The sequence below is a fragment of the Streptomyces sp. LUP47B genome (assembly GCF_001746295.1).
Taxonomy (GTDB): Bacteria; Actinomycetota; Actinomycetes; order Streptomycetales; family Streptomycetaceae; genus Streptomyces.
The window spans coordinates 212,624-237,953 of sequence record NZ_MJAH01000003.1; the positions used below are offsets into that span (position 1 = coordinate 212,624).

The window sequence follows — 25,330 nt, forward strand, 5'->3', positions numbered from 1 at the left end:
ACATGCACGGGATCCTCCCTAGCATCCGTACAGCCGACGATCCGAAACTCGACCGAAATTTCGAACTGCAGATGGATGTCATGTACCTGATATGAGACCAGTCAGCGTGGTTTCATCCACTGTCTTGGAAGGAGTCACCGGTGCCCCGACCCTCAGGCAGACGACTGCTCCGCGTCCTCGCGGCCACCGCGCTGGCCGTCACCGCGTCCCTGACGGCTTCCGCCCACTCCACCGCTTCGGCCGCTCCCGGCAGCCCCGCACTCACCCCGCCCCTGGGCTGGAACAGCTGGAACAGCTTCGGGTGCGGGATCACCGAGGCACAGGTCCGCCAGGCCGCCGACGCGATGGTCTCCTCGGGCATGCGGGACGCCGGTTACCGGTACGTGGTGGTCGACGACTGCTGGTTCGACCCGCAGCGTGACGCGGCAGGCAACCTGCGGGCCAGTCCGGCCAAGTTCCCGAGCGGGATGAAGGCGCTCGGGGACTACATCCACGGCAAGGGCCTGAAGTTCGGCATCTACCAGGTGCCGGGCGAGCGCACCTGCGCGCAGACCAGCGGCGCCTATCCGGGATCGACGGGCAGCAGGGGGCACGAGGCCCAGGACGCCGCGACGTTCGCCTCGTGGGGCGTCGACTACCTCAAGTACGACTGGTGCTCCTCCAGCGGCACCCGCGACGAGCAGGTCGCGCGCTTCTCGCTGATGCGTGACGCCCTGCGAGCCACCGGACGGCCGATCGTCTACAGCATCAACCCCAACAGCTTCCACGCCATCACCGGCGCCACGTACAACTGGGGAGAGGTCGCCGACCTGTGGCGGACGACCGAAGACCTGCTCGACATCTGGCAGAACGGCAACACCAACAGCTACCCGATGGGCGTCGGCAACGTCCTGGACATCACCGCGCCGTTGGCGGCCCAGTCCGGCCCGGGACACTGGAACGACCCCGACATGCTGGTCGTGGGCCGCCCCGGCCTGTCGCTCACCGAGTCCCGCTCCCACTTCGCCCTGTGGGCGCTGCTGGCCGCACCGCTCATGGCCGGCAACGACATCCGCACCATGTCCGCCGACGTGAGCGCCATCCTGCGCAACCCGCGGCTGCTGGCGGTGAACCAGGATCCGCTGGGCGCCGGCGGGCGCAGGGTGCGCGACGACGGCAGCACCGAGGTGTTCGCCAAGCCCCTGTCCGACGGCTCGGTCGCCGTGGGCCTGTTCAATCGGGGAGGCGGCACCGCGAACATCACCACCACGGCCGCGCAAGTCGGGCTGTCCGGAGGGGCGTTCACCCTGACGGACCTGTGGACCGGCGGTACCGCCGGCACGTCCGGGCAGATCTCGGCGAGCGTCCCCGCGCACGGCGTGGCCGTGTTCCGGGTGACCGGTGGCAGCCCGGTGGCCGCCACCACCTCGCGACTGCGCGGCAACGCCTCCGCCCGCTGCCTGGACGTGGACAACGCCTCCACCGTGGCCGGAGCCACCGCACTGCTCTGGGACTGCCACACGGCCGCCAACCAGCTGTGGACCACATGGGCCGGCGGCGAGATCCGTGTCTACGGCGACAAGTGCCTGGACGCCTACGACCAGGGCACCTCCAACGGCACCCGTGTCATCACCTGGCCCTGCAACGGCCAGGACAACCAGAAGTGGACCATCGGCTCCGACGGGACGATCCGCAACGTCCACGCCGGGCTGTGCCTCGACGCCGACCAGTCAGGCACCGCCAACGGAACGCCGCTGGTCCTGTGGACCTGCACCGGGCAGGCCGGCCAGAAGTGGACCCGCGCGTGAAGGGACGTCGCGCTCCTGTTCCACCACCAGGAAAGCACCGACCGGACAAGGGGAGTCGCACGATGACAAGCGCACGGTTCCGCTTATGGCACGCCGTTGTGGCGGTGCTGCTCGTGCTGGCCACGGGAGGCTCGGCACTGGCCGCCGGCCGCGGCGAGAACGCCGCGCTCACCGCCTCCGCAACAGCCGCCCCGACCGCGGGATGCGGCAAGGCCCCCACGCTGACCAGCGGTACGTACACGATCCAGAGCGGCGGCAAGAACCGCAGCTTCATCCTGAAGATCCCGGACGGCTACGACCGCGATCACGCCTACCGGCTGGTCCTCGGATTCCACTGGCTGGGCGGCACCTCCACCGACGTCGCCACCGGCCGCACGGTGGAAACGGGCACCTGGGCCTACTACGGGCTGCAGCGACTGGCGAACAACAGCGCCGTCTTCGTGGCACCACAAGGCCTCAACAACGGCTGGGCCAACTCCGGCGGAGAGGACGTCGCCTTCGTCGACGACATCCTCCGGCGGATCGAGGCGGACCTGTGCGTCGACACCACCCAGCGCTTCGCCCTCGGCTTCAGCTACGGCGCCGCCATGTCGTACGCCCTCGCATGCTCCCGCGCGACGGTCTTCCGCGCGGTCGCGGTGCAGAGCGGCGGGCAGCTCAGCGGATGCAGCGGCGGAACCCAGCCCATCGCCTACCTCGGAGTGCACGGCCTCAGGGACAACGTCCTCGCCATCTCCGGCGGACGGGCGATGCGGGACACGTTCGTCAGGAACAACGGCTGCACCCCCCAGAACCCGCCCGAACCCGCCCAGGGCAGCCTGACGCACCGGGTCACCACCTACTCGGGCTGCTCGACCGGACATCCGGTCGCCTGGGCCGTGTTCGACGAGGGACACATCGCCGCTCCACAGGACGGTGCCCCCGGTGACAGCGGCAGGACATGGGTGCCGGGAGAGGTGTGGAAGTTCTTCACGCAGTTCCAGACCTCCGACCCGTCACCGGGCACCGCCACCTGCCGGGTCACCGACACCGTCAGCGCGTGGAACAGCGGCCTGACCTCGAACATCACCATCACCAACACCGGCACCACCGCGATCGACGGCTGGTCCCTGGTCTTCACCCTGCCCGGCGGCCAGGCCATCACCTCCGGCTGGAACGCGGACTACTCACCCGCCTCCGGCCAGGTCACGGCCAGGAACCTCTCCCACAACGCCACCATCGCGCCGGGCGCCTCGGTCGGCATCGGCTTCCAGGCCGTCCACACCGGCGACACGGCCGCGCCGGGCTCCTACACCCTCAACGGCAACGCCTGCGCCGTAGTGGGGAGTTGAGGAACCGACCGCGGGGGGCGACTACACCGCCGTGAAGGTCCACAGCAGGTTGGCGCTGCTGCCGTAGGTCCATTGCTTGGTGACGGAGCCCGAGGCGACGTCGCCGCCACCGTCGAGGACCAGACCGGTGGTGCGGTTGGCGATCGAATAGCGGTCGCCGCCCCGGTGGGTGATCGTCCACTGCTGGTTGGTGCCGCCGTTCCAGGGAGCCTGCCGGGCCGGGGAGCCGTCCTCGGTGGCGCCCCATCCGTCGGCGACCATGCCGTTCGTGCGGTTGACCAGCCTGTAGTAGCCGTCTCCGACAGCCTCCGCATGCCACTGCAGGTTCGAACTGCCGTCCCAGGTCCACTGCTTGAGGTTGGAGCCGGAGGCCACGTCGCCACCGCTGTCCAGAGCGAGACCGTCGGTGGCGTTGACGATCCGGAAGTACGTCGTCGGGTTGAACTGGACCCTCACCGAGGTGATCCGGTCGTTGTTGCCGGTGACCCTCAGGTCGGGGTTGTCGGCCGTGAACGTCCACGCGGTTCCGGTGAAGTCGTCGCCGGAGTAGCCGATCACCTGGTAGCCGGAGGCCGGCCGGAGGGAGGAGACGGTGCCGGGCCCCACCCCGGCCGCGCTCAGGTCCGCCGCGGTGTAGTCGCCGACGGTGAGCACGGCGGCCTTGCCGGTGTAGCCGACGTCCGTGAAGACGACGGCGCCGGCGAGCGGCCGCAGCGGGGGGATCCCGCCGGAGAAGGCGAGCTTCAGCACGTAGGCGTCGGCGCTGTACGGCGCCGCGGACGGCAGGGTGACGGTGAGGCCGGAGGCGTTCTGGGTCGGCGTGGGCAGGTCGATGTAGGTGCCGGCGGTGGCACCGAGGAGCTTGACCGAGGTCAGCGACGACAGGTTGATCCGGTCCGAGCCGAGGGTCTTGATCGTCAGTGAGTTGCCGGGCCAGCCCAGGACGGTGGCGTACAGGACGTTGCCGGCCTTGTCGCGGGTGAAGCGGATGTCCTGCGCGGTGCCGGCGTGCGGGGTGGTGAACGAGCCACCGCCCATCTTCGTCGGGCCCTCGCCGTACGTCGTCCAGGCGCGGGTCGCGTACACCGACTCGCCGAAGCGCTTCAGGTGGTCTCCGATACCGAGCAGGATGTCCTTCTGCGCCTGGGGGATGGTGCCGTCGGCCATCGGCGCGATGTTGAGCAGCATGTTGCCGTTCTTGCTGATCCGGTCGAGGAGCGAGTGCAGCATCTGCTGGACGGTGTAGTAGCCGATGCCCTGGGTGTAGCACCAGCTGCTGCTGGAGATGCTGTCGTCGGTCAGCCAGTACGGCGTGGTGAGGTCGGCCGGGCCGCCGCGTTCGTAGTCGAAGACCTCGCCCTTGCCGTTCATGCCGTCCTTGTAGGTGGCGACGACCTCGCGGCCCCAGCTGTCGGCCTGGTTGTAGTAGTAGGAGAGGAAGTTCAGGCGCTGCGTCTCCGCGACGGCGTCGAGCTTGAAGTCCTGCCAGAGGATGTCGGGCTGGGCGCGGTCGATGACCTCCTTGAGCTTGTCGTACCAGAGTTGGTTCTCGGCGGTGGAACCCAGTTGCCCGTAGAACTTCTTGAGGCTGGGGTCCGTCTGCGCGGGGGCGAACTCGTAGAAGCCGTTGAAGTGGTACGCGTGGTGCATGGCCACCAGCAGCTTCAGGCCCTTGGCGCGGATCGCCGTGGAGAACAGCCGCAGGAGGTCGAGGCCCGGGCCCTTCTTCACCGAGTTCCACTCGTTGACCTGGCTGTCCCACATGGAAAAGCCGTCATGGTGCTCGGCGACGGGGCCGGCGAACCTGGCGCCGGCGTCGACGAACAACTGCACCCACTCGTCCGGGTCGAATTTCCCGCCGGCCGACTTCAGCTTCGGTGCGAACTGCACGGTGTGGTCCGCCAGGTCTCGCGCGCCGTTGATGAAGTTGTGGTAGGGCCAGGTCGCCGGCTGGCCGTAGGTCGCGATGTGATGCCGGTTGGCGTTGCTTCCGGCCTGGTACATGTTGCGCGGGTACCACTCGTTGTCGAAGGCGGGGACGCTGAAGACGCCCCAGTGGAAGTAGATGCCGAACTTCGCGTCCTGGAACCACTCCGGGGCCGGCGGGTGCTGGTCGACCGAGTTCCAGTCGGGCGTGTACGTGCTGGGCGCCGCCTGGGCGACACCGGCGCCGAACGTGCCTCCGGCGACGGCCGCCGCCACGCAGGTGGCACCGGCCAGCAAGTTGCGTCTGCTGATGGAACTCGACATGGAGACATCCCTGGGGCGTGGGGGCCGCTTGTTAAGCATGACCGTCTGTCATGGCTCCCTGGGATGTCAATCGGTATGCAGGGATGAAAGCGGTTGCCAGGCAAGGCGAGTTGCCCTATTTATTGCGTTTTCCTTCGTGATTTACCCGGTCAGACATCGCATGTATTGCGGCGATCGCCGAGGTCTGTAAGACCCTCGGAACCAACTCCGCCTGCCGGCGCCGTCGCCTTTCGGTCATACGCACCCCAGTATCATCAGCGGCGCCTTTGGCATGCGGACTGCGGCACGGGTCGGGGCGCGACGTGGAGGAAGGGATGCGCGGTGTCTCTGACGGACAAGGCGATCGAGCAGATCCGTGAGCTGATCCGGACCGGAGCCCTGCCTCCAGGGTCCAAGCTCCCTCCGGAGCCGGACCTCGCCGCCCAGCTGGGCCTGTCCCGCAACCTCGCCCGCGAAGCGGTCAAGGCGCTGGCCGTCGCCAGGGTCCTGGAGGTCCGGCGGGGCGACGGCACCTATGTCACCAGTCTCCAGCCCAGCCTTCTCCTGGAGGGCCTCGGTGGTGCGGTGGAACTGCTGCAGGGCGACTCGGTCGCTCTCCAGGACCTCATGGAGGTACGGCGGCTCCTCGAGCCGGTCGCCACAGCCCTTGCCGCCACCCGCATCTCCGACGACCAACTGGCCGAAGTGAAAGGCCACTTGGATGCCATGCGGGAGGCGTGCGACGACGTCGAACGGCTCAACGCCCATGACGCGGCCTTCCATCGGGCAGTTGTCTCGGCCACGGGCAACGAGTCCCTGCTGGCGCTCCTGGAGGGCATTTCCGGCCGCACACTGCGTGCCCGGATCTGGCGCGGCCTGGTCGACACACGGGCGGCGGGCCGCACCCTCGCCGAGCACGAGGCGATCTTCGAGGCCCTGGCCGCACGGGACGCGGCTCTCAGCCAGGCGGCGGCACTGCTGCACGTGAGCAACACCGAGCGGTGGCTGAAAGAGCACCTGCGCTCGGCCGAAGCGCTTCCCTCCGGTACGACCGCGGGCTGACGGGGGAGCGGCGCCCGCGCCGTCCTCATCGCCCCGGTGACCGTTCGTCCGACACACCCTTCGCCCGAGGAGTCCCCGATGACCGCCGCCTTCCACGTCCTGACCACCGGATACGCCGACGAGCGGGTGGCCGGCACCGTCACCCTGCTCGTCGACGGTGCGACGGTCGCGGTAGTCGATCCGGGCATGGTGGCGGACCGCCGACTCATCCTCGATCCGCTCACGCACCACGGACTGCGCCCGGAAGACGTCACCGACGTGATCTTCAGCCACCACCACCCGGACCACACGCTGAACGCGGCCCTGTTCCCCGAAGCCCGCTTCCACGACCACATGGCGGTCTACCGCGACGACATCTGGGAGGACCGCGACGCCGACGGATTCCGGCTCTCGCCGTCGATCACGCTCATGACGACACCCGGCCACACCGAGCAGGACGTCAGCACCCTGGTCACGGCCGCCCAGGGGCTGGTCGTCCTGACCCATCTGTGGTGGACCGCCGAGGGACCGGCCGACGACCCCTTCGCCCCCGACCGCGAGCAGCTGCGGGCGGCCAGGGAGAAGGTCCTTGCCCTCGGCCCTGCCCTGATCGTGCCCGGACACGGAGAGCCCTTCGTGCCCTCCTCGTCCACGCCCCTCTGAACCCGGGTCGGCGAGGTCACGCGCCGGTCGGCTCCGCCGGTGCCGTCTCGGGCGTCGGGTAGTCCTCCGTGATCTCCTTCGGGCCGAACGGCCACACCTTCTCGAAGCGCGCCCAGAGCACGTACGCCACACAGCCGAGAGCCAGCCACGCCAGTGACCACTCGATGGGGTGGCGGCCCGGCGAGTTCTTGTCCGCGTAGCCGTAGATCACGCACCAGCCGGCGAAGGCGATGATGCTCGGCACCGGGTAGAGCCACATCCGGTACGGCCTCCTCATCGTCGGCCGGCGCCTGCGCAGCACGCTCAGCGCCACGATCTGGGCCAGCGCCTGGACGATGACCATCACCGTCGTGAGCAGCTGGATCAGGGTCGCCAGGTCGGTGTGGCGGCCGATCAGGAAGCCGATCGCCGTGATCACGCCCATCGTCGCGAGGCCGAGGGTCGGGAAACGGTGCCGGGGGTGCAGCCTGGCGTAGGGCCGGAAGAAGACCCGGTCGCGGGCCGCGTCGTAGGGCACGCGTGAGCCGCCCAGCAGACCGGTGAAGACGGAGGCGAAGGCCGTGATCAGGATCAGGACGGTGACCGTGTCGGCGGCACCCTTGCCCCAGGTCTCCTCCAGCACCGCCGAGGCCACCGAGGTGGAGGCGATGTCCTTGGCGTCCGTCATGCGGTGCCAGTCGATCACGCCCAGGGTGCCGATCTGCAGGAGCAGGTAGATCGTCATGATGCCGAGGATGGAGAAGACGATCGAACGGGGCAGGTTGCGGCCCGGGTCCTTGATCTCGGCGCCCATGTAGGCCGTGGTGTTGTAGCCGAGGTAGTCGTAGATACCGATGGTCAGTCCGCCCGCGAACCCGATCCAGAAGCTGTTGCTGCCCAGGTCGAAGGCGTGTGCCGGGTAGGTGAACGCGAGATGGGCGCTGAAGTCGGTCGCCGCGGCCAGGATGACCAGCAGTACCGAGACGATCATGACCGCCCACATCACGGCCGTGATGCGGGCGATGTGTTCGATGCCCCGCCACAGCAGGATCACGACCAGGGCGATGACGCCCAGGCCGATCAGGTCGCCGGAGGTCCGTCCCAGGTCGGGGGCGAGGTAGCCCAGATACTGGACGAAGCCGACCACGCCGGTGGACATGATCAGCGGGATGAAGAGCATCGCCGTCCAGACGAACAGGAACGGCATCAGGCGGCCGGTGCGGTACTGGAAGGCTTGGCGCAGATAGACGTAACTGCCCCCGGAGCCGGGCATGGCCGCGCCCAGTTCGGCCCACACCAGCCCGTCCGCGAGCGCGAGGACCGCGCCCGCGACGAATCCGACCACCGCCTGCGGGCCGCCGAACGCGGCGACCATCAGCGGGATCGTGACGAACGGGCCGATGCCGCACATCTGGCTCATGTTGATGGCCGTGGCCTGGAACAGGCCGACACGACGCACGAAACCACCGTTGGGTGGTGGGCTACCGGACATGGGGGCTCCTGGGGGTGAGGCGCGAAGGGTGTGAGACGCGGCGTGCGGGCCGGTATCCGGTGTCTGTTGGCCGATAAAGTTAAGGAGCCTTACTTGATGCGTCAAGAGGGGGCTTGCTGTGCGTGAGAATGGTGTGATGGCCGCCGGTGACGTCGTAGAGCAGCACGAGCAGCCCTGGAACCGGCAGCGGCTGCGCAGTACCAACGAGCGGTTGCTGCTGGAGCGGCTGCGCGCGTCCGGCCCCGCGTCCCGGGCACAGCTCGCCCGTGAGAGCGGCCTGTCCAAGCCGACCGTCTCCAGCGCCCTCGCGGCACTGGAGTCGGCCGGACTCGTCCGCGAGGTGGGCACCCACGTACCCGAGCGCGGCCGTACGGCGGTGCTGTACGCGCCCGATCCGGCGGCCGGTCACGTCCTCGGCATCGACGTCGGCCGCAGCTGGCTGCGGGTCGCCGTGGCCGACCTGGACGGTTCCGTCGTCGCCCGCAGCGACGTACGCAACCAGGCCCGCAGCTCGGGTGCGATGGCCGACCTGGTGGTGTCGACGGCCCGGCAGGTGGTCGCCGGTTCGGGCATGGCGGCGGACGAGGTGGTGCACGCGGTGGTGGGCACGCCCGGTGTGTACGACGAGGAGCACCGCCGGGTGCGGTACGCGATGCACTTGCCGGGCTGGGGGCGTGCCGGGCTCTTCGACCGGATGCGTGAGGAACTGGGCGTCCCGCTGGAGGTGCACAACGACGCCAACCTCGCCGCGCTCGGTGAGTACACGTACGGCGTCGGGGCGGGCAGCCGGCTGTTCGCGTACATCCTCATCGGCACCGGGCTCGGCATGGGAGTGGTGAGCGACGGGCGGTTGTTCACGGGGGCGCACGGTCTCGCCGGGGAGATCGGGTTCCTGCCGTGGCCCGGGCAGCAGAAGCCGGAGCGGCTGGAGGACGCGGTGTCGGGCGTGGCGGTCGTGGAGGCGGCGCGCCGGTTCGGCATGCGGGGACAGCTCACCGCGAAGGCCGTGTTCGACGCGGCCCGGCACGGAGACGACGCCGCGGTCCAGGCGGTCCGGCTGGAGGGCGAGCGCATCGCCCACACGGTGGCCGTGGCGGCGGCCGTGCTCGACCCGGATCTCGTGGTCCTCGGCGGGGGAGTCGGCCACAGCGTGGACCTTCTTCTGAAGCCGGTGCGCGACAACCTCAAAGCCCTGACCCCGCTGCGCCCCAGGCTCGCCCCGAGTCGGCTGGGCGAGGACGCGGTCCTCCTCGGCGCGGTGGCGACAGCGCTCGGGACGGCCCGGGAAGTGGTGTTCGAGCGACGAACGGCCGCGTCCTGAGCGGCCGGGCCGACCCCGCGAGACCATCGCGCGGCCCGCACGCGTCAAGCCCCGCGCCGTTACGGCGGCTTGCTCCGCACTTGCCGCGCCGGACAGCCGCCCGGCAGTCAACCGCCTTCGTCGGACGGCCCCCGGCGTGTCACTCGCCCCCACCGCCCCGTCCGACTTCTCCCGCCCCATTGTGCTGAGCCAACTGCCCCCCTACTGTTCGACTTTGCCTGAGTCTGTTTGATGCTGATCGCTCAGGCGAGAGGGAGGCCGCAGTGCGAGCGAACCGGACCGATTCAGAGACCGCGAGACCCGGTCGCCGCGGGTGGTGGAGGGCGATCCTCGCGACGGCCGCGACCCTCGCCCTGGCCGTGGGCATGACCGCGCCCGCCGCGGCACGGGTGACCGGCGGGCCGCCGCCCGCCGCCGCTCCCACCGCCGACGCGCAGGCGCACACGGTCACTCTCGACGGCTACTCGTTCCTCGTCGACGGCAAGCGCACCTACCTGTGGTCCGGCGAGTTCCACTACTTCCGGCTCCCGAGCCCGGACCTGTGGCGGGACATCTTCCAGAAGATGAAGGCCGCCGGCTTCAACTCCACCTCCCTGTACTTCGACTGGGGTTACCACTCGCCCAAGCCGGGCGTGTACGACTTCACCGGGGTGCGCGACGTCGACAAGCTCCTCGACATGGCCGAGGAAGCCGGTCTCTACGTCATCGCACGCCCCGCGCCGTACATCAACGCGGAGGTCGACAGCGGCGGCCTGCCCGGCTGGCTGACCACCAAGGCGGAGAACAACCGCAGTGACGACCCGCGGTTCCTGAAGTACGCGGACGAGTGGCTGACGCAGATCGACCGGATCATCGCCCGGCATCAACTCACCAACGGCACCGGTTCCGTCATCGCCTACCAGGTCGAGAACGAGTACTACAACGGCTCCGCCTCCGCCCGCTCCTACATGCAGCACCTGGAGGACAAGGCCCGCGCCGACGGCATCACCGTGCCGCTGACCGGCAACAACAACGGCACCTTCAACTCCGGTGCCGGCGCCCTGGACGTGGACGGCCCGGACTCCTACCCGCAGGGCTTCGACTGCTCCAACCCCACGAAGTGGAACGGCGTCCCCGACATCAGCTACGACCACCCGGCCGGCAAGCCCCTGTACTCACCCGAGTTCCAGGGCGGCGCCTTCGACCCCTGGGGCGGCCCGGGTTACGACAAGTGCGCCCAGCTGATCAACGACCAGTTCGCGAACGTCTTCTACAAGCAGAACATCGCCGTGGGCGCGACCGCGCAGAGCTTCTACATGACCTATGGCGGCACCAACTGGGGCTGGCTCAGCATGCCCCAGAACTACACGTCGTACGACTACGGAGCCGCGATCCGCGAGACCCGGCAGCTCGATCCGAAGTACGACGAGGACAAGCTGATCGGGTACTTCACCCAGTCGGTGGCCCCGCTGACCAAGACCGACGCGATCAGGACCACGCCACCGGACGACTCCGCGGTCGTCGACACCGCCCGGATGAACCCGGACACCAAGACGCAGTTCCACGTGCTGCGGCACGGGAACTCCACGTCCACGGCGGTCGACAAGGCCCACATCTCGCTGGACTTCAACGCCCAGCCGGCCGGGGACACCAGCTACACCTGGGACGACCCCGACTCCGCGCTCCAGTACGCCGGTTCGTGGTCGCACGTGGCCAACCAGAGCTATACCGGCGGCGACTACAAGAAGACCGAGTCGTTCTCCAACAAGGCCGGTGACTCGGTCACCGTCCCCTTCGACGGCACCGCGATCCGCTGGATCGGCTCGAAGACCAACAACCACGGCAACGCCGACGTCTACCTCGACGGCACCAAGGTGGCGACGGTCGACGACTCCGGCGCCGAGAACCAGGCGGTCGTCTTCCAGAAGACCGGCCTGCCGGCAGGCGCGCACACGCTGAAGATCGTCGTAGCCGGGAACCACGGCTCGGGATCGACCGACAACTATGTGGCCGTCGACGCCATCGACGTGCCGACGGGCACCGCGGCCTCGGAGCCGACCTACCCGGTCGTGCCCCAGCAGCCGGGCACCGCGATCACGCTCGACGGACGCGACTCCCACGTGATCGTGGCGAACTACCGCCTCGGGGAATCCCAGTTGCAGTACTCGACCTCCGAGATCATGACCGGCGCGACCATCGGCGACCGGGACGTGGCCGTGCTCTACGGCGACCCGGACAGCGACGGCGAGACCGTCCTGCGCTACGCCTCGAAGCCGACCGTGACCGCCACCGGCGGTGCGGTCACGACCACTTGGGATCCGGCCACCGGCGACCTGCGGCTGAACTACACCCACAAGGGCCTGATCCGGATCAGTGTCAGCGGCGGCGGACAGCGCCCGCTGTTGCTGCTCGTGGGCGACAAGGCAACCGCGAAGACGTTCTGGCGGCAGGACACCGCGACCGGCCCGGTCCTGGTGCGCGGCACGCACCTGGTGCGGACGGCGACCAGCCTGGACGGTGGCCGCACCGTGGCGCTCACCGGCGACAACGCCGACGACAAGAACATCGAGGTGTTCACCTCCGCGGCCCGGGTCACCTGGAACGGCCAGAAGGTGGCCACCCGGGCCACCGACACCCGAAGCCTCACCGGCGGCATCCCGACGGCCGCCGCGATACACCTGCCCACGCTGTCCAACTGGAAGCACGCACAGGAGTCCCCAGAAGCCGCCTCCGGCTTCGACGACACCGGCTGGCAGGTGGCCGACAGGACGACGACCAACAGCGTCTCCGGCATCAACAAACTGCCGGTGCTCTACGCCGACGACTACGGCTTCCACACCGGCAACACCTGGTACCGCGGCCGCTTCCGCGCCACCGGCAAGGAAACGGGCATCAACCTGGTCTCGGACTCCGGCGGTGGCGCACAGGCGTTCTCCGCCTGGCTCAACGGCACCTTCCTGGGCAGCTCCACCACGGGCAGCGCCGACTTCACCTTCCCGGCCGGTTCGGTCAAGTCCAAGGGCGACAACGTGCTCTCCGTGCTCACCGTGAACATGGGCCACGAGGAGGACTACAACTCGACCAACGGCAACAAGACCGCGCGCGGTCTGACCAGCGCCTCCCTCGTCGGAGCGCCGCTGACCTCGGTCACCTGGCGCCTTCAGGGCGTACGCGGTGGCGAGGACCTGCAGGACACGGTGCGCGGCCCGCTCTCGACGGGCGGCCTCTACGGCGAGCGGGCGGGATGGTCCCTCCCCGGTTACCCGGACGGCAAGTGGGGCCGGGTAACCCTGCCGACGACCGACACCAGCCCCGGGGTGTCCTGGTACCGCACAGATGCCACTCTGGACCTGCCGCACGGCCAGGACACCTCACTCGGCCTGACGTTCACCGACGACCCGGCACGCAAGTATCGTGCCACGATCTTCGTGAACGGCTGGCAGGTCGGCAACTACGTCAACTACCTGGGCCCGCAGCACACTTTCCCCGTTCCCAACGGCATCCTCGATCCGAACGGCCGCAACAGCATCGCCATCGCCGTGTGGAACCTGGACGGCAGCACCGGCGGCCTCGGCAAGGTCTCGCTCACCGACTACGGCAGCTACGCCTCGTCCCTGCGCGTCGCGCAGAACGACAGCCCCCGCTACGACTCCCGGAAGTACGCGATGCCGAAGCGTCCGGGCGCGGAGGTCACCCTGGACGTGCCCGACACCGCTCAGCCGGGAGAGACCTTCACGGCCCGGACGACCGTACGGGTGCCGAAGGGCGGAGCGTCCGCGTCCTCGCTGACTGCCGCGCTGTCCGCCCCCGACGGCTGGAACGTGAGCGCCACGGGCCCGCTGTCCCTCAACCGCCTGCAGCCGGGCGGATCGGCCACCTTCACCTGGAAGGTCCAGCCACCGGCCGGGGACCTGCCCTCCGCCTCGGCACTCACCACCACGGTGCACTACGTACAGAACGGCCGGCAGGCCACCGGTACCGACGAGCGGATCATCGGCGGGATACCTCCGGCTCCGCCGACGGGGAAGAGTGCGGTGAGCGACCTGCCGTTCCTGTCCTCCACCAACGGGTGGGGTCCGGTCGAACGCGACAGCAGCGTCGGTGAGCAGGCGGCCGGGGACGGCCGTGCGATCACTATCGGCGGAGTGGGTTACGCCAAGGGCCTCGGCACCAACGCCCTCAGCGACATCCAGCTCTACCTCGCCGGCAACTGCTCGCGGTTGACGGCGCAGGTAGGGGTCGACGACGAGACGGGCGGCGCGGGTACGGTCACGTTCTCCGTGATCGCCGACGGCAAAACGCTGGTCACCACGCCGACGATCAGTGGCCGACAGGCCGCCGTCCCCGTCGACGTCGACGTCAGCGGCGCCCAGGTGGTCGACCTCAAGGTCGGTGACGGCGGTGACGGCAACGGCAACGACCACGGCGACTGGGCGGTGCCGACACTGACGTGCGGCTGACGGCCGTATGGAGGTGGGTCACGCGCGCTGACGCTCCTCCCGCTGCCGGACCAGTTCCTCGACCGCGCTCGGCAGCGTCGTCTCGAAGTCGATCAATTTGGCCCAGGTCGGGGTCACGACGATCCTGACCATGCCGTCGTGGTAGAGCGAACGCACCTCCGCCTCCCAGTCGACCCGTTGCTCGGGGGTCATCTCGTAGCTGCTGGTCGGCTGGAGGTACTCGTCCGGGATGCCATCGACGAAGTCCAGCTCGGCCCGGCCCCGGATGAGCAGAATCCGGGGCGGGTGCACCTCGGTGTCGATCGTCAGGGCGACCGCCGGGTTCTCGCGCAGGGCGGGGAGCTTCGGTGCGTTCTTCGTAGTGCACATGATGATCTGCGAGCCGTTCGAGACGAACGCGATCGGTACGTTGCGGGGTGTGCCGTCCTTCGCGACGTAGGCCAGGCGGGTCACGTCACGGGCCAGCAGCTCCTGGCTGATCGGTCGGTTCAGGACCTCGGTGATCTCGTTCGTCTGCATGGTCGCTCCTCCGTTGTCGTCGGCGTCGGTCACACCTGGGACGGAGTCGGTGCCAGCTTCTCGACACCCGGCAACACATCGAGTTCTAGTCGTTGTCGCTCCAGCTCGGGTGGCGCTGCGGAGGTCCGGCCAGAATCAGCTGCTCGATGCCGGCGTACCGTTCGCGGGCACGACGGGCGCTGCGACGGCCGCTCAGGATGGTGGCCAGCCAGCCGCAGGCGAAGCCCACAGGTACGGAGACCAGGGCGGTCGTCGTGAAGGGAAACCAGTTCAGGTCGGCCTCCGGGAAGGCCGATGCCGGGGAGCCGGAGACGAGCCGGGTGCCCGACATCAGGACCAGGACGGCAGCCGATCCGCCGATCAGCGTGCCGAGCAGCCCGGCCTTGCCGAAGCGCCGCCAGAACAGCGAGTAGAGCAGCGCGGGCGCGATGGCGGAGGCGCCCATGCAGAAGGACAGGGTGGCCAGCGGCTGCAGGCTGCGGTGCTGGGCCAGGGCCGCCAGCAGCACCACCGGTATGCCGACGACCAGCGCGCCGGCCCTCGCCAGGGTCATCTCCCGCAGGGCCGGCATTCCCGTGCGCCGGGAGGCGGCGACGTCGTGCGCCAGGGAGTTGGCGCAGGCGAGTGTCATCCCGGCGACGGACGCCAGCAGGGTCAGGAAGACCGCCGTGGTGACGGTGCTGAACACCAGGCTCTCGGTGCGGGAGACGTCGGGGCCGAACGCGGCGCGGGCGCCGAGCAGGTAGGCGGTGCTGCCGTGCGGGTCGGCGGCCGTGATCCGCTCGCGGCCGACCAGTGCCGTGGCACCGAGGCCGATGACGGTGATCACCAGCATGAACAGGGCGACCGTGGACACCGCCCAGGACATCGTGCGCCGTACCTGGCGGGCGTTGCCCGCGGTGTACATCCGCATGGTGACGTGCGGCAGACAGGCACCGCCGAGCACGATGGCGACCTGCGTGCTGACCATGTCCAGCCCGGGGTGCGGCCCGTCCGCGAACTGCAGGCCGTACCGAAGGAACGCCTGGCCTGTCCCACTGCGCTGCGCGGCGGTGTCGACCAGCGTGCCCGGGTGCCAGCCGAAAGTGGCGAGGACGAGTACGGCGACCACGAGGCCGGACCCGAGGAGCATCACCGTCTTGATGATCTGGATCAGCGCGGTCCCCCTCATCCCGCCCAGGGCGGCGTAACTGATCATCAGGATGCCGGCGCCGGCTATGCAGCCGGTCTGCGTGGCACGGTCGGAGAAGCCCAGGATGAACGCCAGCAGCTGTCCCACGCCCGCCAGTTGCACGATCATCATCGGGATCAGCGACAGCAGGGTCACCACGCACGCGGTGATGCGCACGGCCCGGCCGGGAACACGTCGGCTCAGTGCGTCACCCATGGTGAACCGGCCGGTGTTGTGCAGGGGTTCGGCGAGCAGGAACATCAGCAGGAGCAGGGACAGCAGCGTGCTCAGGGCCAGGACGACTCCGTCGTAGCCGCACAGGGCGATGACCCCGCCGATGGTGAGTACGGTCGCGGCGGAGATGTAGTCGCCGGCGACCGCCAGACCGTTGCGCAGCGGGGAGAGTGTCCGGTAGCCGGTGTAGAACTCCTCCAGGTCGTCGCGGTCGGGGCCGGTCAGTACGCACAGCAGGAGCGTGAGGGTGACGACGCTGCAGAACGCGACCAGGGACCAGGACTGCGCGGAGCCGCCGAGGTCGGTCATGCCTGTGCCCGTCCGTCGCCGTCGGCCGGTGGCGCGTACCGGCTGACTCTGCGGGCCAGGGGATCGACGAACCGCCGTGCCGCGTACTCGAACAGCAGGACGGCCAGCCAGGTGACGGGGATCTGTACGACGGCGAGCATCAGGCCGGTGGGGAGCCCGCCGAGGGCCGGGCGGGCCATGAAGGCGGGGGCCTTGACGGTGAGGGTGAGGAAGACGGCGAAGTAACCGAGGGCGGCGAGGGTGGCGACGCGTCGCTGCCACCGGCAGGCGCGGCGCAGGACGCGCAGGGCGCGGTGGTAGCTGGACCACGAACGCTGACGGGCCCCGCTTCCCGGACGCGTTCCGGCCGACGCGAGTGACGGCGGCCGGTGTGCGGTGGGGGAGGGGACCCGTCCGTTGTGCCGGTGCGACAGGGATAATTCCGAGCGGTCGTAGGACATCCCAAAACTCCAAGCGCAGTGGGGGGCGCGGTTCGGGTCACCGCACGTTATGCGGGTGGCCGGGAGGTGGATGTGTGTTCCGTTGAACTTTCTGACGGGAGTCCGGAAGGCATGCGAGCCGCGGCTGAGGTCCGTGGTGATGGTGTGGCCGGAGTGCCAGGGGCGTCTCCTGTGGTCCCTCCCCTTCGAATTCGGTCGCACGTACGTCGTACATCAGTCCCATCGGCATCGATCGCTCCGACGGGAGTGAACCGGTCGGCGGGGTGATGAGTGGTACGTCGAATGCCGCAGTGGCGTGCCGTCCATCGAGGGGGTGGTACTCCTGGCATATGCCTGGCGACTATCGCGCTGCCTCAACGTGCCCCGGTGCACGACCTCACATGGCTGCCAGGGCACTTCCCCGTTTTCGTCCTGGAAGGTTCCTGTCGGGCCGTCCGCGTCGAGAGTGGCCAGGCGCACGACGACCTTGGCGCTCTCCTCCGGCGTCCTCCCGACTCCGAACGCAGCGGTGAGGTCGGTTGCGGTGGTCCCGGGCTCGACTGCGTGAACTTGATACCCGGCTGGGATTTGGCGTACTGGACCGTGAGCATGGTGGCCGCGGACTTGGACGCGGAGTAGTGCGTCAACGGCAGGTTGAACTCCGGCCGGTCGGGATCGGTCACCGCCCAGAAGGATCCGGCGCTGCTGGAAACGTTGACCACGGTGGGGTTCGAGGTGGACCACGGGGGCCCTGGGTACGGCTGACCTGCGAGAGCCGAAGCCTGGGCCACCCAGGTCACTCTGCTGATCCCGGAGACCGAGCCGGCTGGGCTCCCGGCTGCCGTGACCTCGCCCTCGCCGGCGTATGAGACCCGTCAAAGGTGCGGGCGCCGCCGTAAGGGAGGCGTCAACGACCACGGAATCGGGCCAGAAGGGCGGTTACCTCTAATCGTCCGTTCCACCCGAACCTCACTCCAGGAGTTCGCGATGGCCGATCTGGCCTTCGTCGTCACCACAGTCGCGGTGTTCGCGCTGGTGGCCCTCGTCGCCAAGGGGGTGACGAAGCTGTGAGCGTCGAAAACGTCGTCGGCCTGATCGTGGCCGTCGCCCTGCTGGGCTATCTCGTCCTCGCGCTGATCTTCCCCGAGAGGTTCTGAGACACAGCATGGGTCCCGTACTCGCCGGCGCGCTCCAGCTGCTCGCGCTCATAGCGGCGCTGGCTCTCGCCTATGTCCCCCTCGGCACCTACATGGCCAAGGTCTACTCCTCCGACAAGCACTGGCGCGTCGAGAAGTGGATCTACAAGGGCATCGGTGCCAATCCGAACACCGAGATGCGCTGGCCGGCCTACCTGCGCGGCGTCCTCGCCTTCTCGGCCGTGAGCGTCGTCTTCCTCTACCTGCTCCAGCGGCTCCAGGGCCACCTGCCCGGCTCTCTCGGCTTCAAGTCGATCGACCCCGACCAGGCGTTCAACACGGCCGCCTCCTTCGTCACCAACACCAACTGGCAGTCGTACTACGGCGAGCAGGCCATGGGCCACGTCGTGCAGACGGCGGGTCTGGCGGTGCAGAACTTCGTCTCGGCGGCCGTCGGCATCGCGGTCGCGGTGGCGCTCGTCCGCGGATTCGCGCGCTCCCGGACTGGTGAGCTGGGCAACTTCTGGTCGGACCTGGTGCGCGGTGTGACCCGCATCCTGCTGCCGCTGTCCGTCGTCGCCGCGATCGTCCTGGTCGCCTGCGGTGCCATCCAGAACTTCTCCGGTATCCACGAGGTCGGGCAATTCTTTAATGGGCACAGCATGGGTGGGCACCAGCAGTGGAACGGCGGCGCGGTCGCCTCGCAGGAGGCCATCAAGGAGGTCGGCACCAACGGCGGCGGCTACTTCAACGCCAACTCCGCCCACCCCTTCGAGAACCCGACCCCCTTCACCAACCTCTTCGAGATCTTCCTGCTGCTCGTCATCCCCTTCGCGCTGACCCGCACCTTCGGCATCATGGTCGGCTCCATCAAACAGGGCTACGCGATCCTCGCCACCATGGCCACCATCTGGGTCGGCTTCGTCGCCCTGATGATGTGGACCGAGTTCGCCCACCACGGCCCGGCGCTGCAGATCGCGGGCGGCGCGATGGAGGGCAAGGAGACCCGGTTCGGAGTCGGCGCCTCGTCGATCTTCGCGGTCTCGACCACGCTCACCTCGACCGGAGCGGTGGACTCCTTCCACTCCTCCTTCACCGGACTCGGCGGCGGCATCACCATGCTGGGCATTCAGCTGGGCGAGATCGCACCCGGCGGCACCGGCTCCGGCCTCTACGGAATGCTGATCATGGCGATCATCGCGGTGTTCATCGCCGGGCTGATGGTCGGCCGCACCCCCGAGTACCTGGGGAAGAAGATCGGCACCCGTGAGATCAAGTTCGCGGCCTGCTACATCCTCATCACCCCGGCGCTGGTGCTCGTCTTCACCGCCGCGGCGATGGCCCTGCCCACCCCGGGCAACTCGATGACCAACAGCGGGGCGCACGGATTCTCCGAGATCCTGTACGCCTATACGTCCGGCGCCAACAACAACGGCTCGGCCTTCGCCGGTCTCAACGCGGACACGCATTGGTTCAACACCACGATCGGCCTCGCGATGATTCTCGGGCGCTTCCTGCCGATGGTGTTCGTGCTGGCGCTGGCCGGTTCGCTCGCCGAGCAGAAGCCGGTGCCGGCGACCGCGGGCACACTCCGCACCGAGAAGCCGCTGTTCACCGGCCTGCTGGTGGGCGCGATCCTGATCATCACCGGTCTGACCTACTTCCCGGCGCTCGCGCTGGGCCCGCTCGCCGAGGGGCTGGCGTCATGACGACCGACACGCAGAAGCAAGGGGACTCGATGTCCACAGCCACCCCGGCCCGGGCACCCCACCAGGACGTCCCGACCGGTCACACGGAGAGCCGTGTCGGCGCGGGCCTCTTCGACCCCAGGCAACTGGTGAAGTCGCTGCCGGACGCCTGCCGCAAACTGGATCCGCGGGTGATGGTCAAGTCGCCCGTGATGTTCGTGGTGTGGATCGGCTCGGTGCTGACCACCGTGTTCTCGTTCAAGGACCCGGGCGACTGGTTCGGCTGGACCATCAGCGCCTGGCTGTGGCTGACCGTCGTTTTCGCCAACCTGGCCGAGGCGGTCGCCGAGGGGCGCGGCAAGGCGCAGGCGGACACCCTGCGCAAGGCCAAGACCGACACGGTGGCGCGGCGGCTCGTGGGGGAGTCCGAGGAGCAGGCGCCCGGTACCGAGTTGCGGATCGGTGATCTGGTCGTCTGCGAGGCCGGCGACATCATCCCGGGCGACGGTGACGTCGTCGAGGGCGTCGCGAGCGTCGACGAGTCGGCGATCACCGGCGAGTCGGCGCCGGTCATCCGGGAGTCCGGCGGCGACCGTTCCGCGGTGACCGGCGGCACGAAGGTCCTCTCCGACCGCATCGTCATCAGGATCACGACGAAGCCGGGCGAGACCTTCATCGACCGGATGATCAACCTGGTCGAGGGCGCGGCCCGGCAGAAGACGCCGAACGAGATCGCGCTGAACATCCTGCTCGCCTCGCTGACGATCGTGTTCCTGCTGGCGGTGGCGACCCTGCCGCCGTTCGCGGACTACGCGGGCACCCACCTCACGATGGTCGTGCTGGTGGCCCTGTTGGTCTGCCTCATCCCCACCACCATCGGGGCGTTGCTGTCCGCGATCGGCATCGCGGGCATGGACCGGCTGGTGCAGCGCAATGTGCTGGCCATGTCCGGCCGGGCGGTCGAGGCGGCCGGTGATGTCTCGACGCTTCTGCTCGACAAGACCGGCACCATCACTCTGGGCAACCGGCAGGCGTCCGAGTTCGTGCCGGTGAGCGGGACGACGGAGGCCGATCTCGCCGACGCCGCCCAGCTGTCGTCGCTGGCCGACGAGACACCCGAGGGCCGCTCCATCGTCGTACTGGCGAAGGAGAAGTACGGCCTGCGCGAGCGCCACCAAGGCGAACTCACCGGCGCCGAGTGGATCGCGTTCACCGCGCAGACCCGGATGTCGGGGGTGGACGTAGACGGTCGAAAGATTCGCAAGGGAGCGGCCGGTTCGGTCGTCGCCTGGGTCCGGGAGCAGAGCGGCGAGGTGTCCGAGGACGCCGGCGTGCTCACCGATCGGATCTCCGAGGCGGGCGGCACACCTCTGCTCGTCGCGGTCCAGGACACCGACGGGGCACGGGTGTTGGGCGTCATCCACCTCAAGGACGTCGTCAAGGAGGGCATGCGGGAGCGGTTCGACGAGCTGCGGCGGATGGGCATCAAGACCGTCATGATCACGGGCGACAACCCGCTGACGGCGAAGGCCATCGCCGAGGAGGCCGGCGTCGACGACTTCCTCGCGGAGGCCACCCCCGAGGACAAGATGGCGCTGATCAAGCGGGAGCAGGCCGGCGGCAAGCTCGTCGCGATGACCGGCGACGGCACCAACGACGCACCGGCCCTCGCACAGGCGGACGTGGGCGTCGCGATGAACACGGGTACGTCGGCCGCGAAGGAGGCCGGCAACATGGTCGACCTCGACTCCAACCCGACCAAGCTCATCGAGATCGTCGAGATCGGCAAGCAACTCCTCATCACCCGGGGCGCGTTGACCACGTTCTCCATAGCCAACGACGTGGCGAAGTACTTCGCGATCATCCCGGCGCTGTTCGCGGCGGTCTACCCGGGCCTGGACAAGCTCAACATCATGGGCCTGGCCTCGCCGGACTCCGCGATCCTGTCCGCGGTCATCTTCAACGCGCTGATCATCATCGCGCTGGTCCCGCTGTCTCTGAAGGGTGTGCAGTACCGGCCCGTCAGCGCGGACAAAATGCTCCGCCGCAACCTCACGATCTACGGTATCGGCGGCCTGGTCGCCCCCTTCGTCGGCATCAAGCTCATCGACCTGCTCATCTCCCTGATCCCCGGGCTGTAATTCCTTGAAAGCGTGCTGATCCCCATGAACAACTCGGTATCCAACACTGCCCGGTTGCTCTGGGCGGGCCTGCGTGCCCTCCTCGTGCTGACCCTGGTGACCGGCGTCATCTACCCGCTGGTGGTGACCGGTATCGCCCAGGGACTGTTCAGCGACCGGGCCAACGGCAGCGAGATCAAGGCGGACGGCAAGGTCGTCGGCTCGTCCCTCATCGGCCAGGCGTACAACCTGCCGCTGAAGAAGGGCCAGGAGACCCCGGAACCCGACCTGAAATGGTTCCAGGGCCGTCCGCAGAACGGCCTCGGCAGCAACAGCGTCAACACCCAGTACAAGCTGATCCTCTCCGGCGCCACCAACCGGTCCGCCGACAACAAGGAGCTGATCGACTGGGTGACCGCCGCCAAGGCCGCCGTTGTCAAGGACAACTCGGTGAACGGCTACACGGTCAGGCCCTCCGACGTACCCGCCGACGCGGTGACCTCCTCCGGGTCCGGCCTCGACCCGGACATCTCCCCGCAGTACGCGGACATCCAGGTCCACCGGATCGCGGAGAGGAACGGCCTCTCCGTGGCCCAGGTGCGGGAGGTGGTCGACGACCACACCGAGCGCCGCACCCTCGGCTTCATCGGCGAGCCCCGGGTGAACGTCCTCGAACTCAACATCGCGCTCAAGGAACTCGTTTCGAAGAGCTGATGGAGTTACGCGATCCACAGGGGAGTTGGCGGGTCCGGGGAGAACCGGGTTCCGCCGACTCCCGCCGCCATAAGGCCGACCGCACGGCCTCCGCTGCTCATGGTCCGACGTACGACAGGAAGGCGCACGCCCATGACACGGGTGCTGGTGGTGGAGGACGACCCACAGCTCGTACGAGCCCTCGTCATCAATCTCCAGGCACGCCGGTACGGGGTCGACGTGGCCCCCGACGGCACCACCGCGCTCCGGCTCGCAGCCGCCCGTCAGCCCGACGTGGTGCTGCTCGATCTCGGGCTGCCCGACATGGACGGGGTCGACGTCATCAAGGGACTGCGGGGCTGGACCAGGGTGCCGATCCTCGTCCTGTCCGCGCGGCAGGCGTCCGAGGAGAAGGTCGCCGCGCTGGACGCCGGCGCCGACGACTACGTCACCAAGCCGTTCAGCATGAACGAACTGCTCGCCCGGCTGCGGGCCGCCGTCCGCCGCACCGAGGACCTGCCGCTCGCGCCGGGGGCGACCCTGGTGGAGACGGCTGATTTCACCATCGACCTGCTCGCCAAGAAGGCCGTACGGGGCGATCGCGACGTACGCCTCACGCCCACCGAGTGGCACCTGCTGGAGATCCTGGTCACCAGCCCAGGGCGCCTGATCACACAGAAACACCTGCTCCAGGAGGTCTGGGGCGTCTCCCAGAGCAACAAGACCAACTACCTGCGCGTCTACATGGCCCAGCTGCGGCGCAAACTGGAGACGGACCCTTCCCACCCCCGCTATCTCATCACCGAGCCAGGCATGGGCTACCGCTTCGAAGGGTGAACATGGCCCGCGGCGAGCTCCGGCGGTGCGCCTCGGACAGCATGGCGCGCGTGAGGACTGGCGGGACGAGCTGTCGAAGGCAGTTCGCATGGTCACTTCGGGTCGCGGTCGAACACCGCCTTCGACCAGCGGTAGCCGAGCGCCGCGAGGCCCAGGCACCAGACGATGGTGATCCACCAGTTGTCGCCGATCTCAGTGCCGAGCAGCAGCCCGCGCAGGGTCTCGATGGCGGGAGTGAACGGCTGGTACTCGGCGATCGGCTGGAACCAGCCCGGCATCGCGTCGACCGGCACGAAGGCGCTGGAGATGAGCGGCAGGAAGACCAGCGGCAGCGCGTTGTTGCTGGCTGCCTCGGCGCTGGGGCTGACCATGCCCATCCCGACCGCGATCCAGGTGAACGCCAGGGCGAAGAGCGTGAGCAGCCCGAATGCCGCCAGCCACTCCAGGACCGTGGCGTCCGTGGAGCGGAAGCCGATGGCCACGCCGACGGCGCCGACGAGGACCACGCTGATGAGCGACTGCAGCACGCTGCCGATGACGTGTCCGATGAGCACGGAGCCGCGGTGGATCGCCATCGTGCGGAAGCGGGCGGTGATGCCCTCGGTCATGTCCATCGAGACGGACACCGCTGTGCCGACCAGAGTGCCGCCGATGGTCATCAGCAGGATCCCCGGGACGAGATACGCGATGTACTCCGAGCGATCGGCGCCGCCACCGCCGATGCCCGCGCTCATCACGTCACCGAAGACATAGACGAACAGCAGCAGCAGGACGATCGGCGTCAGCAGCAGGTTCAGGGTCAGGGACGGGTAGCGCCGGGCGTGCAGGAGGTTGCGGCGCAGCATCGTGGTCGAGTCGCGTACGGCGAGCGGGATCCGGGTCGGGCGGGCGGGAGCCAGGGCGGAGCTCATCGGACAGCCTCACCTTTCTTGTCGGTTCGGTCGTTGCCGCCTGTCAGGGCGAAGAACACGTCGTCGAGGTCGGGGGAGTGCATGGTCAGCTCGTCGGCCTCGACACCGGCGGAGTCCAGCCAGTCGAGGAGGGAGCGCAACTCGCGCTGGCTGCCGTCGCTGGGGATCTGCAGCGCGAGTGCCTCGTCGTCCCGGGTGGCCTCGCGCAGTGCGGAGGCGGCGGACTGGTAGGCGTCCGGGTCGGTGAAGCGGAGCCGGATGTGACCGCCGGGGATCAGCCGCTTCAGCTCGTCGGCGGTGCCCTCGGCGGCGATCCTGCCTTCGTGCAACACCGCGATGCGGTCGGCGAGTTCGTCGGCCTCTTCCAGGTACTGGGTGGTGAGGAAGACGGTCACGCCGTCGGAGACGAGCTCGCGGATGATCTGCCACATGTTGTGGCGGGATCGCGGGTCGAGGCCGGTGGTGGGCTCGTCCAGGAAGATGATCCTGGGCTTGCCGACCAGGGTCATGGCGATGTCGAGTCGGCGCTTCATACCGCCGGAGTAGGTGGAGGCGGGCTTCTTCGCGGCCTCGGTGAGGTCGAACCGTTCCAGCAGTTCGGCGGTGACCCGCCGCCCCTCGTGCTTGGGCAGGTGGTGCAGGTCCGCCATCAGGAGCATGTTCTCCTCGCCGGTGATCAGTCCGTCGACGGCGGAGAACTGTCCGGTGACACCGACCGCGGCACGCACGCCGTCCGGTGACGTGGCGACATCGTGGCCCGCGACCTGGGCCTGTCCGCCGTCGGCGGTGACGAGCGTGGAAAGGATCTTCACGGCGGTGGTCTTACCGGCACCGTTCGGCCCGAGCAGCGCGAACACGGACCCGGCCGGGATACGCAGATCGATGCCGTCGAGGACGGTCTTGTCGCCGTACGACTTGCGCAGACCGACGGTGGAGACGGCGGCGGGCGACCGCGGATCGTCGCTCCTTCTGGGCGTGGGCATGACAGATGAAGGCATGGGGCCCTCCGGT

18 protein-coding genes are annotated in these 25,330 nt (G+C 68.8%); 11 read left to right on the forward strand and 7 right to left on the reverse strand.

Going from position 1 to position 25,330, the window contains the following annotated elements; all coding sequences use genetic code 11:
• Positions 1 to 140: 140 nt before the first annotated feature.
• Both BFN33_RS11500 and BFN33_RS11505 read left to right on the forward strand, forming a co-directional pair.
• Entirely contained in the window at positions 141 to 1,787 is a 1,647-nt protein-coding gene (locus BFN33_RS11500; RefSeq protein ID WP_069759850.1) for an RICIN domain-containing protein, read from the forward strand.
• A gap of 62 nt (positions 1,788 to 1,849) precedes the next feature.
• Positions 1,850 to 3,118, forward strand: coding sequence for a cellulose binding domain-containing protein (locus BFN33_RS11505; RefSeq protein WP_069759851.1), 1,269 nt, complete (start codon positions 1,850 to 1,852; stop codon positions 3,116 to 3,118).
• Between the two features lie 21 nt (positions 3,119 to 3,139).
• Here BFN33_RS11505 and BFN33_RS11510 read toward each other — a convergent pair whose 3' ends face one another.
• Complete coding sequence (locus tag BFN33_RS11510; protein ID WP_069759852.1) at positions 3,140 to 5,368, reverse strand: alpha-L-fucosidase; 2,229 nt, start codon at positions 5,366 to 5,368, stop codon at positions 3,140 to 3,142.
• A gap of 321 nt (positions 5,369 to 5,689) precedes the next feature.
• Here BFN33_RS11510 and BFN33_RS11515 point away from each other — a divergent pair, with 321 nt between their 5' ends.
• Positions 5,690 to 6,409 (forward strand): FadR/GntR family transcriptional regulator, encoded by a 720-nt coding sequence (locus BFN33_RS11515; RefSeq protein WP_069759853.1) that lies wholly within the window; start codon positions 5,690 to 5,692, stop codon positions 6,407 to 6,409.
• Between the two features lie 78 nt (positions 6,410 to 6,487).
• On the forward strand, positions 6,488 to 7,051 hold the full coding sequence (locus BFN33_RS11520; protein ID WP_069759854.1) for an MBL fold metallo-hydrolase: 564 nt from the start codon (positions 6,488 to 6,490) through the stop codon (positions 7,049 to 7,051).
• 16 nt (positions 7,052 to 7,067) lie between these two features.
• On the opposite strand, the gene BFN33_RS11525 is transcribed toward BFN33_RS11520, so the two are convergent.
• Positions 7,068 to 8,522, reverse strand: a complete 1,455-nt coding sequence (locus tag BFN33_RS11525) for an APC family permease (protein WP_079140766.1) — start codon at positions 8,520 to 8,522, stop codon at positions 7,068 to 7,070.
• 136 nt (positions 8,523 to 8,658) lie between these two features.
• Between BFN33_RS11525 and BFN33_RS11530 the strand changes: the two genes are divergently transcribed.
• A complete protein-coding gene (locus BFN33_RS11530; protein WP_069759855.1) occupies positions 8,659 to 9,843 on the forward strand; it encodes an ROK family transcriptional regulator in 1,185 nt (394 codons plus the stop codon).
• A gap of 263 nt (positions 9,844 to 10,106) precedes the next feature.
• Positions 10,107 to 14,282, forward strand: a complete 4,176-nt coding sequence (locus BFN33_RS11535; RefSeq protein ID WP_069759856.1) for a beta-galactosidase — start codon at positions 10,107 to 10,109, stop codon at positions 14,280 to 14,282.
• Positions 14,283 to 14,300: 18 nt separating this feature from the next.
• On the opposite strand, the gene BFN33_RS11540 is transcribed toward BFN33_RS11535, so the two are convergent.
• From BFN33_RS11540 to BFN33_RS11550, 3 genes are all read right to left on the reverse strand, one after another.
• Positions 14,301 to 14,801, reverse strand: coding sequence for a pyridoxamine 5'-phosphate oxidase family protein (locus BFN33_RS11540; RefSeq protein ID WP_069760235.1), 501 nt, complete (start codon positions 14,799 to 14,801; stop codon positions 14,301 to 14,303).
• 85 nt (positions 14,802 to 14,886) lie between these two features.
• Entirely contained in the window at positions 14,887 to 16,515 is a 1,629-nt protein-coding gene (locus BFN33_RS11545) for a cation acetate symporter (RefSeq protein ID WP_069759857.1), read from the reverse strand.
• Positions 16,512 to 16,955 carry a DUF485 domain-containing protein gene (locus BFN33_RS11550; RefSeq protein ID WP_069759858.1) on the reverse strand — a complete coding sequence of 148 codons (444 nt, stop codon included), beginning with the start codon at positions 16,953 to 16,955 and terminating at the stop codon, positions 16,512 to 16,514. The genes BFN33_RS11545 and BFN33_RS11550 overlap by 4 nt, the downstream gene beginning before the upstream one ends.
• Positions 16,956 to 18,001: 1,046 nt before the next feature.
• Here BFN33_RS11550 and kdpF point away from each other — a divergent pair.
• The 5 genes from kdpF to BFN33_RS11580 all read left to right on the forward strand — a co-directional run bounded on the left by kdpF (position 18,002) and on the right by BFN33_RS11580 (position 23,408).
• Positions 18,002 to 18,091 carry a K(+)-transporting ATPase subunit F gene (gene kdpF, locus BFN33_RS11560; protein ID WP_069759860.1) on the forward strand — a complete coding sequence of 30 codons (90 nt, stop codon included), beginning with the start codon at positions 18,002 to 18,004 and terminating at the stop codon, positions 18,089 to 18,091.
• An 8-nt stretch (positions 18,092 to 18,099) separates the two neighbouring features.
• Complete coding sequence (gene kdpA, locus BFN33_RS11565) at positions 18,100 to 19,779, forward strand: potassium-transporting ATPase subunit KdpA (protein ID WP_069759861.1); 1,680 nt, start codon at positions 18,100 to 18,102, stop codon at positions 19,777 to 19,779.
• On the forward strand, positions 19,776 to 21,899 hold the full coding sequence (kdpB, locus tag BFN33_RS11570) for a potassium-transporting ATPase subunit KdpB (protein WP_176742366.1): 2,124 nt from the start codon (positions 19,776 to 19,778) through the stop codon (positions 21,897 to 21,899). The genes kdpA and kdpB overlap by 4 nt, the downstream gene beginning before the upstream one ends.
• Positions 21,900 to 21,923: 24 nt before the next feature.
• On the forward strand, positions 21,924 to 22,592 hold the full coding sequence (locus tag BFN33_RS11575) for a potassium-transporting ATPase subunit C (protein WP_176742367.1): 669 nt from the start codon (positions 21,924 to 21,926) through the stop codon (positions 22,590 to 22,592).
• Between the two features lie 132 nt (positions 22,593 to 22,724).
• Positions 22,725 to 23,408 carry a response regulator gene (locus BFN33_RS11580; protein ID WP_069759863.1) on the forward strand — a complete coding sequence of 228 codons (684 nt, stop codon included), beginning with the start codon at positions 22,725 to 22,727 and terminating at the stop codon, positions 23,406 to 23,408.
• A gap of 92 nt (positions 23,409 to 23,500) precedes the next feature.
• On the opposite strand, the gene BFN33_RS11585 is transcribed toward BFN33_RS11580, so the two are convergent.
• The gene (locus BFN33_RS11585) at positions 23,501 to 24,319 is read right to left on the reverse strand and encodes an ABC transporter permease (RefSeq protein WP_069759864.1); all 819 of its coding nucleotides are present in this window, start codon (positions 24,317 to 24,319) and stop codon (positions 23,501 to 23,503) included.
• Entirely contained in the window at positions 24,316 to 25,302 is a 987-nt protein-coding gene (locus tag BFN33_RS11590) for an ATP-binding cassette domain-containing protein (RefSeq protein WP_069759865.1), read from the reverse strand. Before BFN33_RS11590 ends, BFN33_RS11585 begins: the two co-directional genes overlap by 4 nt.
• Positions 25,303 to 25,330: the final 28 nt, after the last annotated feature.

Coding starts and splice junctions, on each gene's coding strand:
- BFN33_RS11580 (WP_069759863.1), top strand. CDS start 22,725: ATGACACGGGTGCTGGTGGTGGAGGACGACCCACAGCTCGTACGAGCC.
- BFN33_RS11550 (WP_069759858.1), bottom strand. CDS start 16,955: ATGTCCTACGACCGCTCGGAATTATCCCTGTCGCACCGGCACAACGGA.
- kdpA (WP_069759861.1), top strand. CDS start 18,100: ATGGGTCCCGTACTCGCCGGCGCGCTCCAGCTGCTCGCGCTCATAGCG.
- kdpB (WP_176742366.1), top strand. CDS start 19,776: ATGACGACCGACACGCAGAAGCAAGGGGACTCGATGTCCACAGCCACC.
- BFN33_RS11585 (WP_069759864.1), bottom strand. CDS start 24,319: ATGAGCTCCGCCCTGGCTCCCGCCCGCCCGACCCGGATCCCGCTCGCC.
- BFN33_RS11540 (WP_069760235.1), bottom strand. CDS start 14,801: ATGCAGACGAACGAGATCACCGAGGTCCTGAACCGACCGATCAGCCAG.
- BFN33_RS11590 (WP_069759865.1), bottom strand. CDS start 25,302: ATGCCCACGCCCAGAAGGAGCGACGATCCGCGGTCGCCCGCCGCCGTC.
- BFN33_RS11520 (WP_069759854.1), top strand. CDS start 6,488: ATGACCGCCGCCTTCCACGTCCTGACCACCGGATACGCCGACGAGCGG.
- BFN33_RS11510 (WP_069759852.1), bottom strand. CDS start 5,368: ATGTCGAGTTCCATCAGCAGACGCAACTTGCTGGCCGGTGCCACCTGC.
- BFN33_RS11545 (WP_069759857.1), bottom strand. CDS start 16,515: ATGACCGACCTCGGCGGCTCCGCGCAGTCCTGGTCCCTGGTCGCGTTC.
- BFN33_RS11525 (WP_079140766.1), bottom strand. CDS start 8,522: ATGTCCGGTAGCCCACCACCCAACGGTGGTTTCGTGCGTCGTGTCGGC.
- BFN33_RS11530 (WP_069759855.1), top strand. CDS start 8,659: ATGGCCGCCGGTGACGTCGTAGAGCAGCACGAGCAGCCCTGGAACCGG.
- BFN33_RS11505 (WP_069759851.1), top strand. CDS start 1,850: ATGACAAGCGCACGGTTCCGCTTATGGCACGCCGTTGTGGCGGTGCTG.
- BFN33_RS11575 (WP_176742367.1), top strand. CDS start 21,924: ATGAACAACTCGGTATCCAACACTGCCCGGTTGCTCTGGGCGGGCCTG.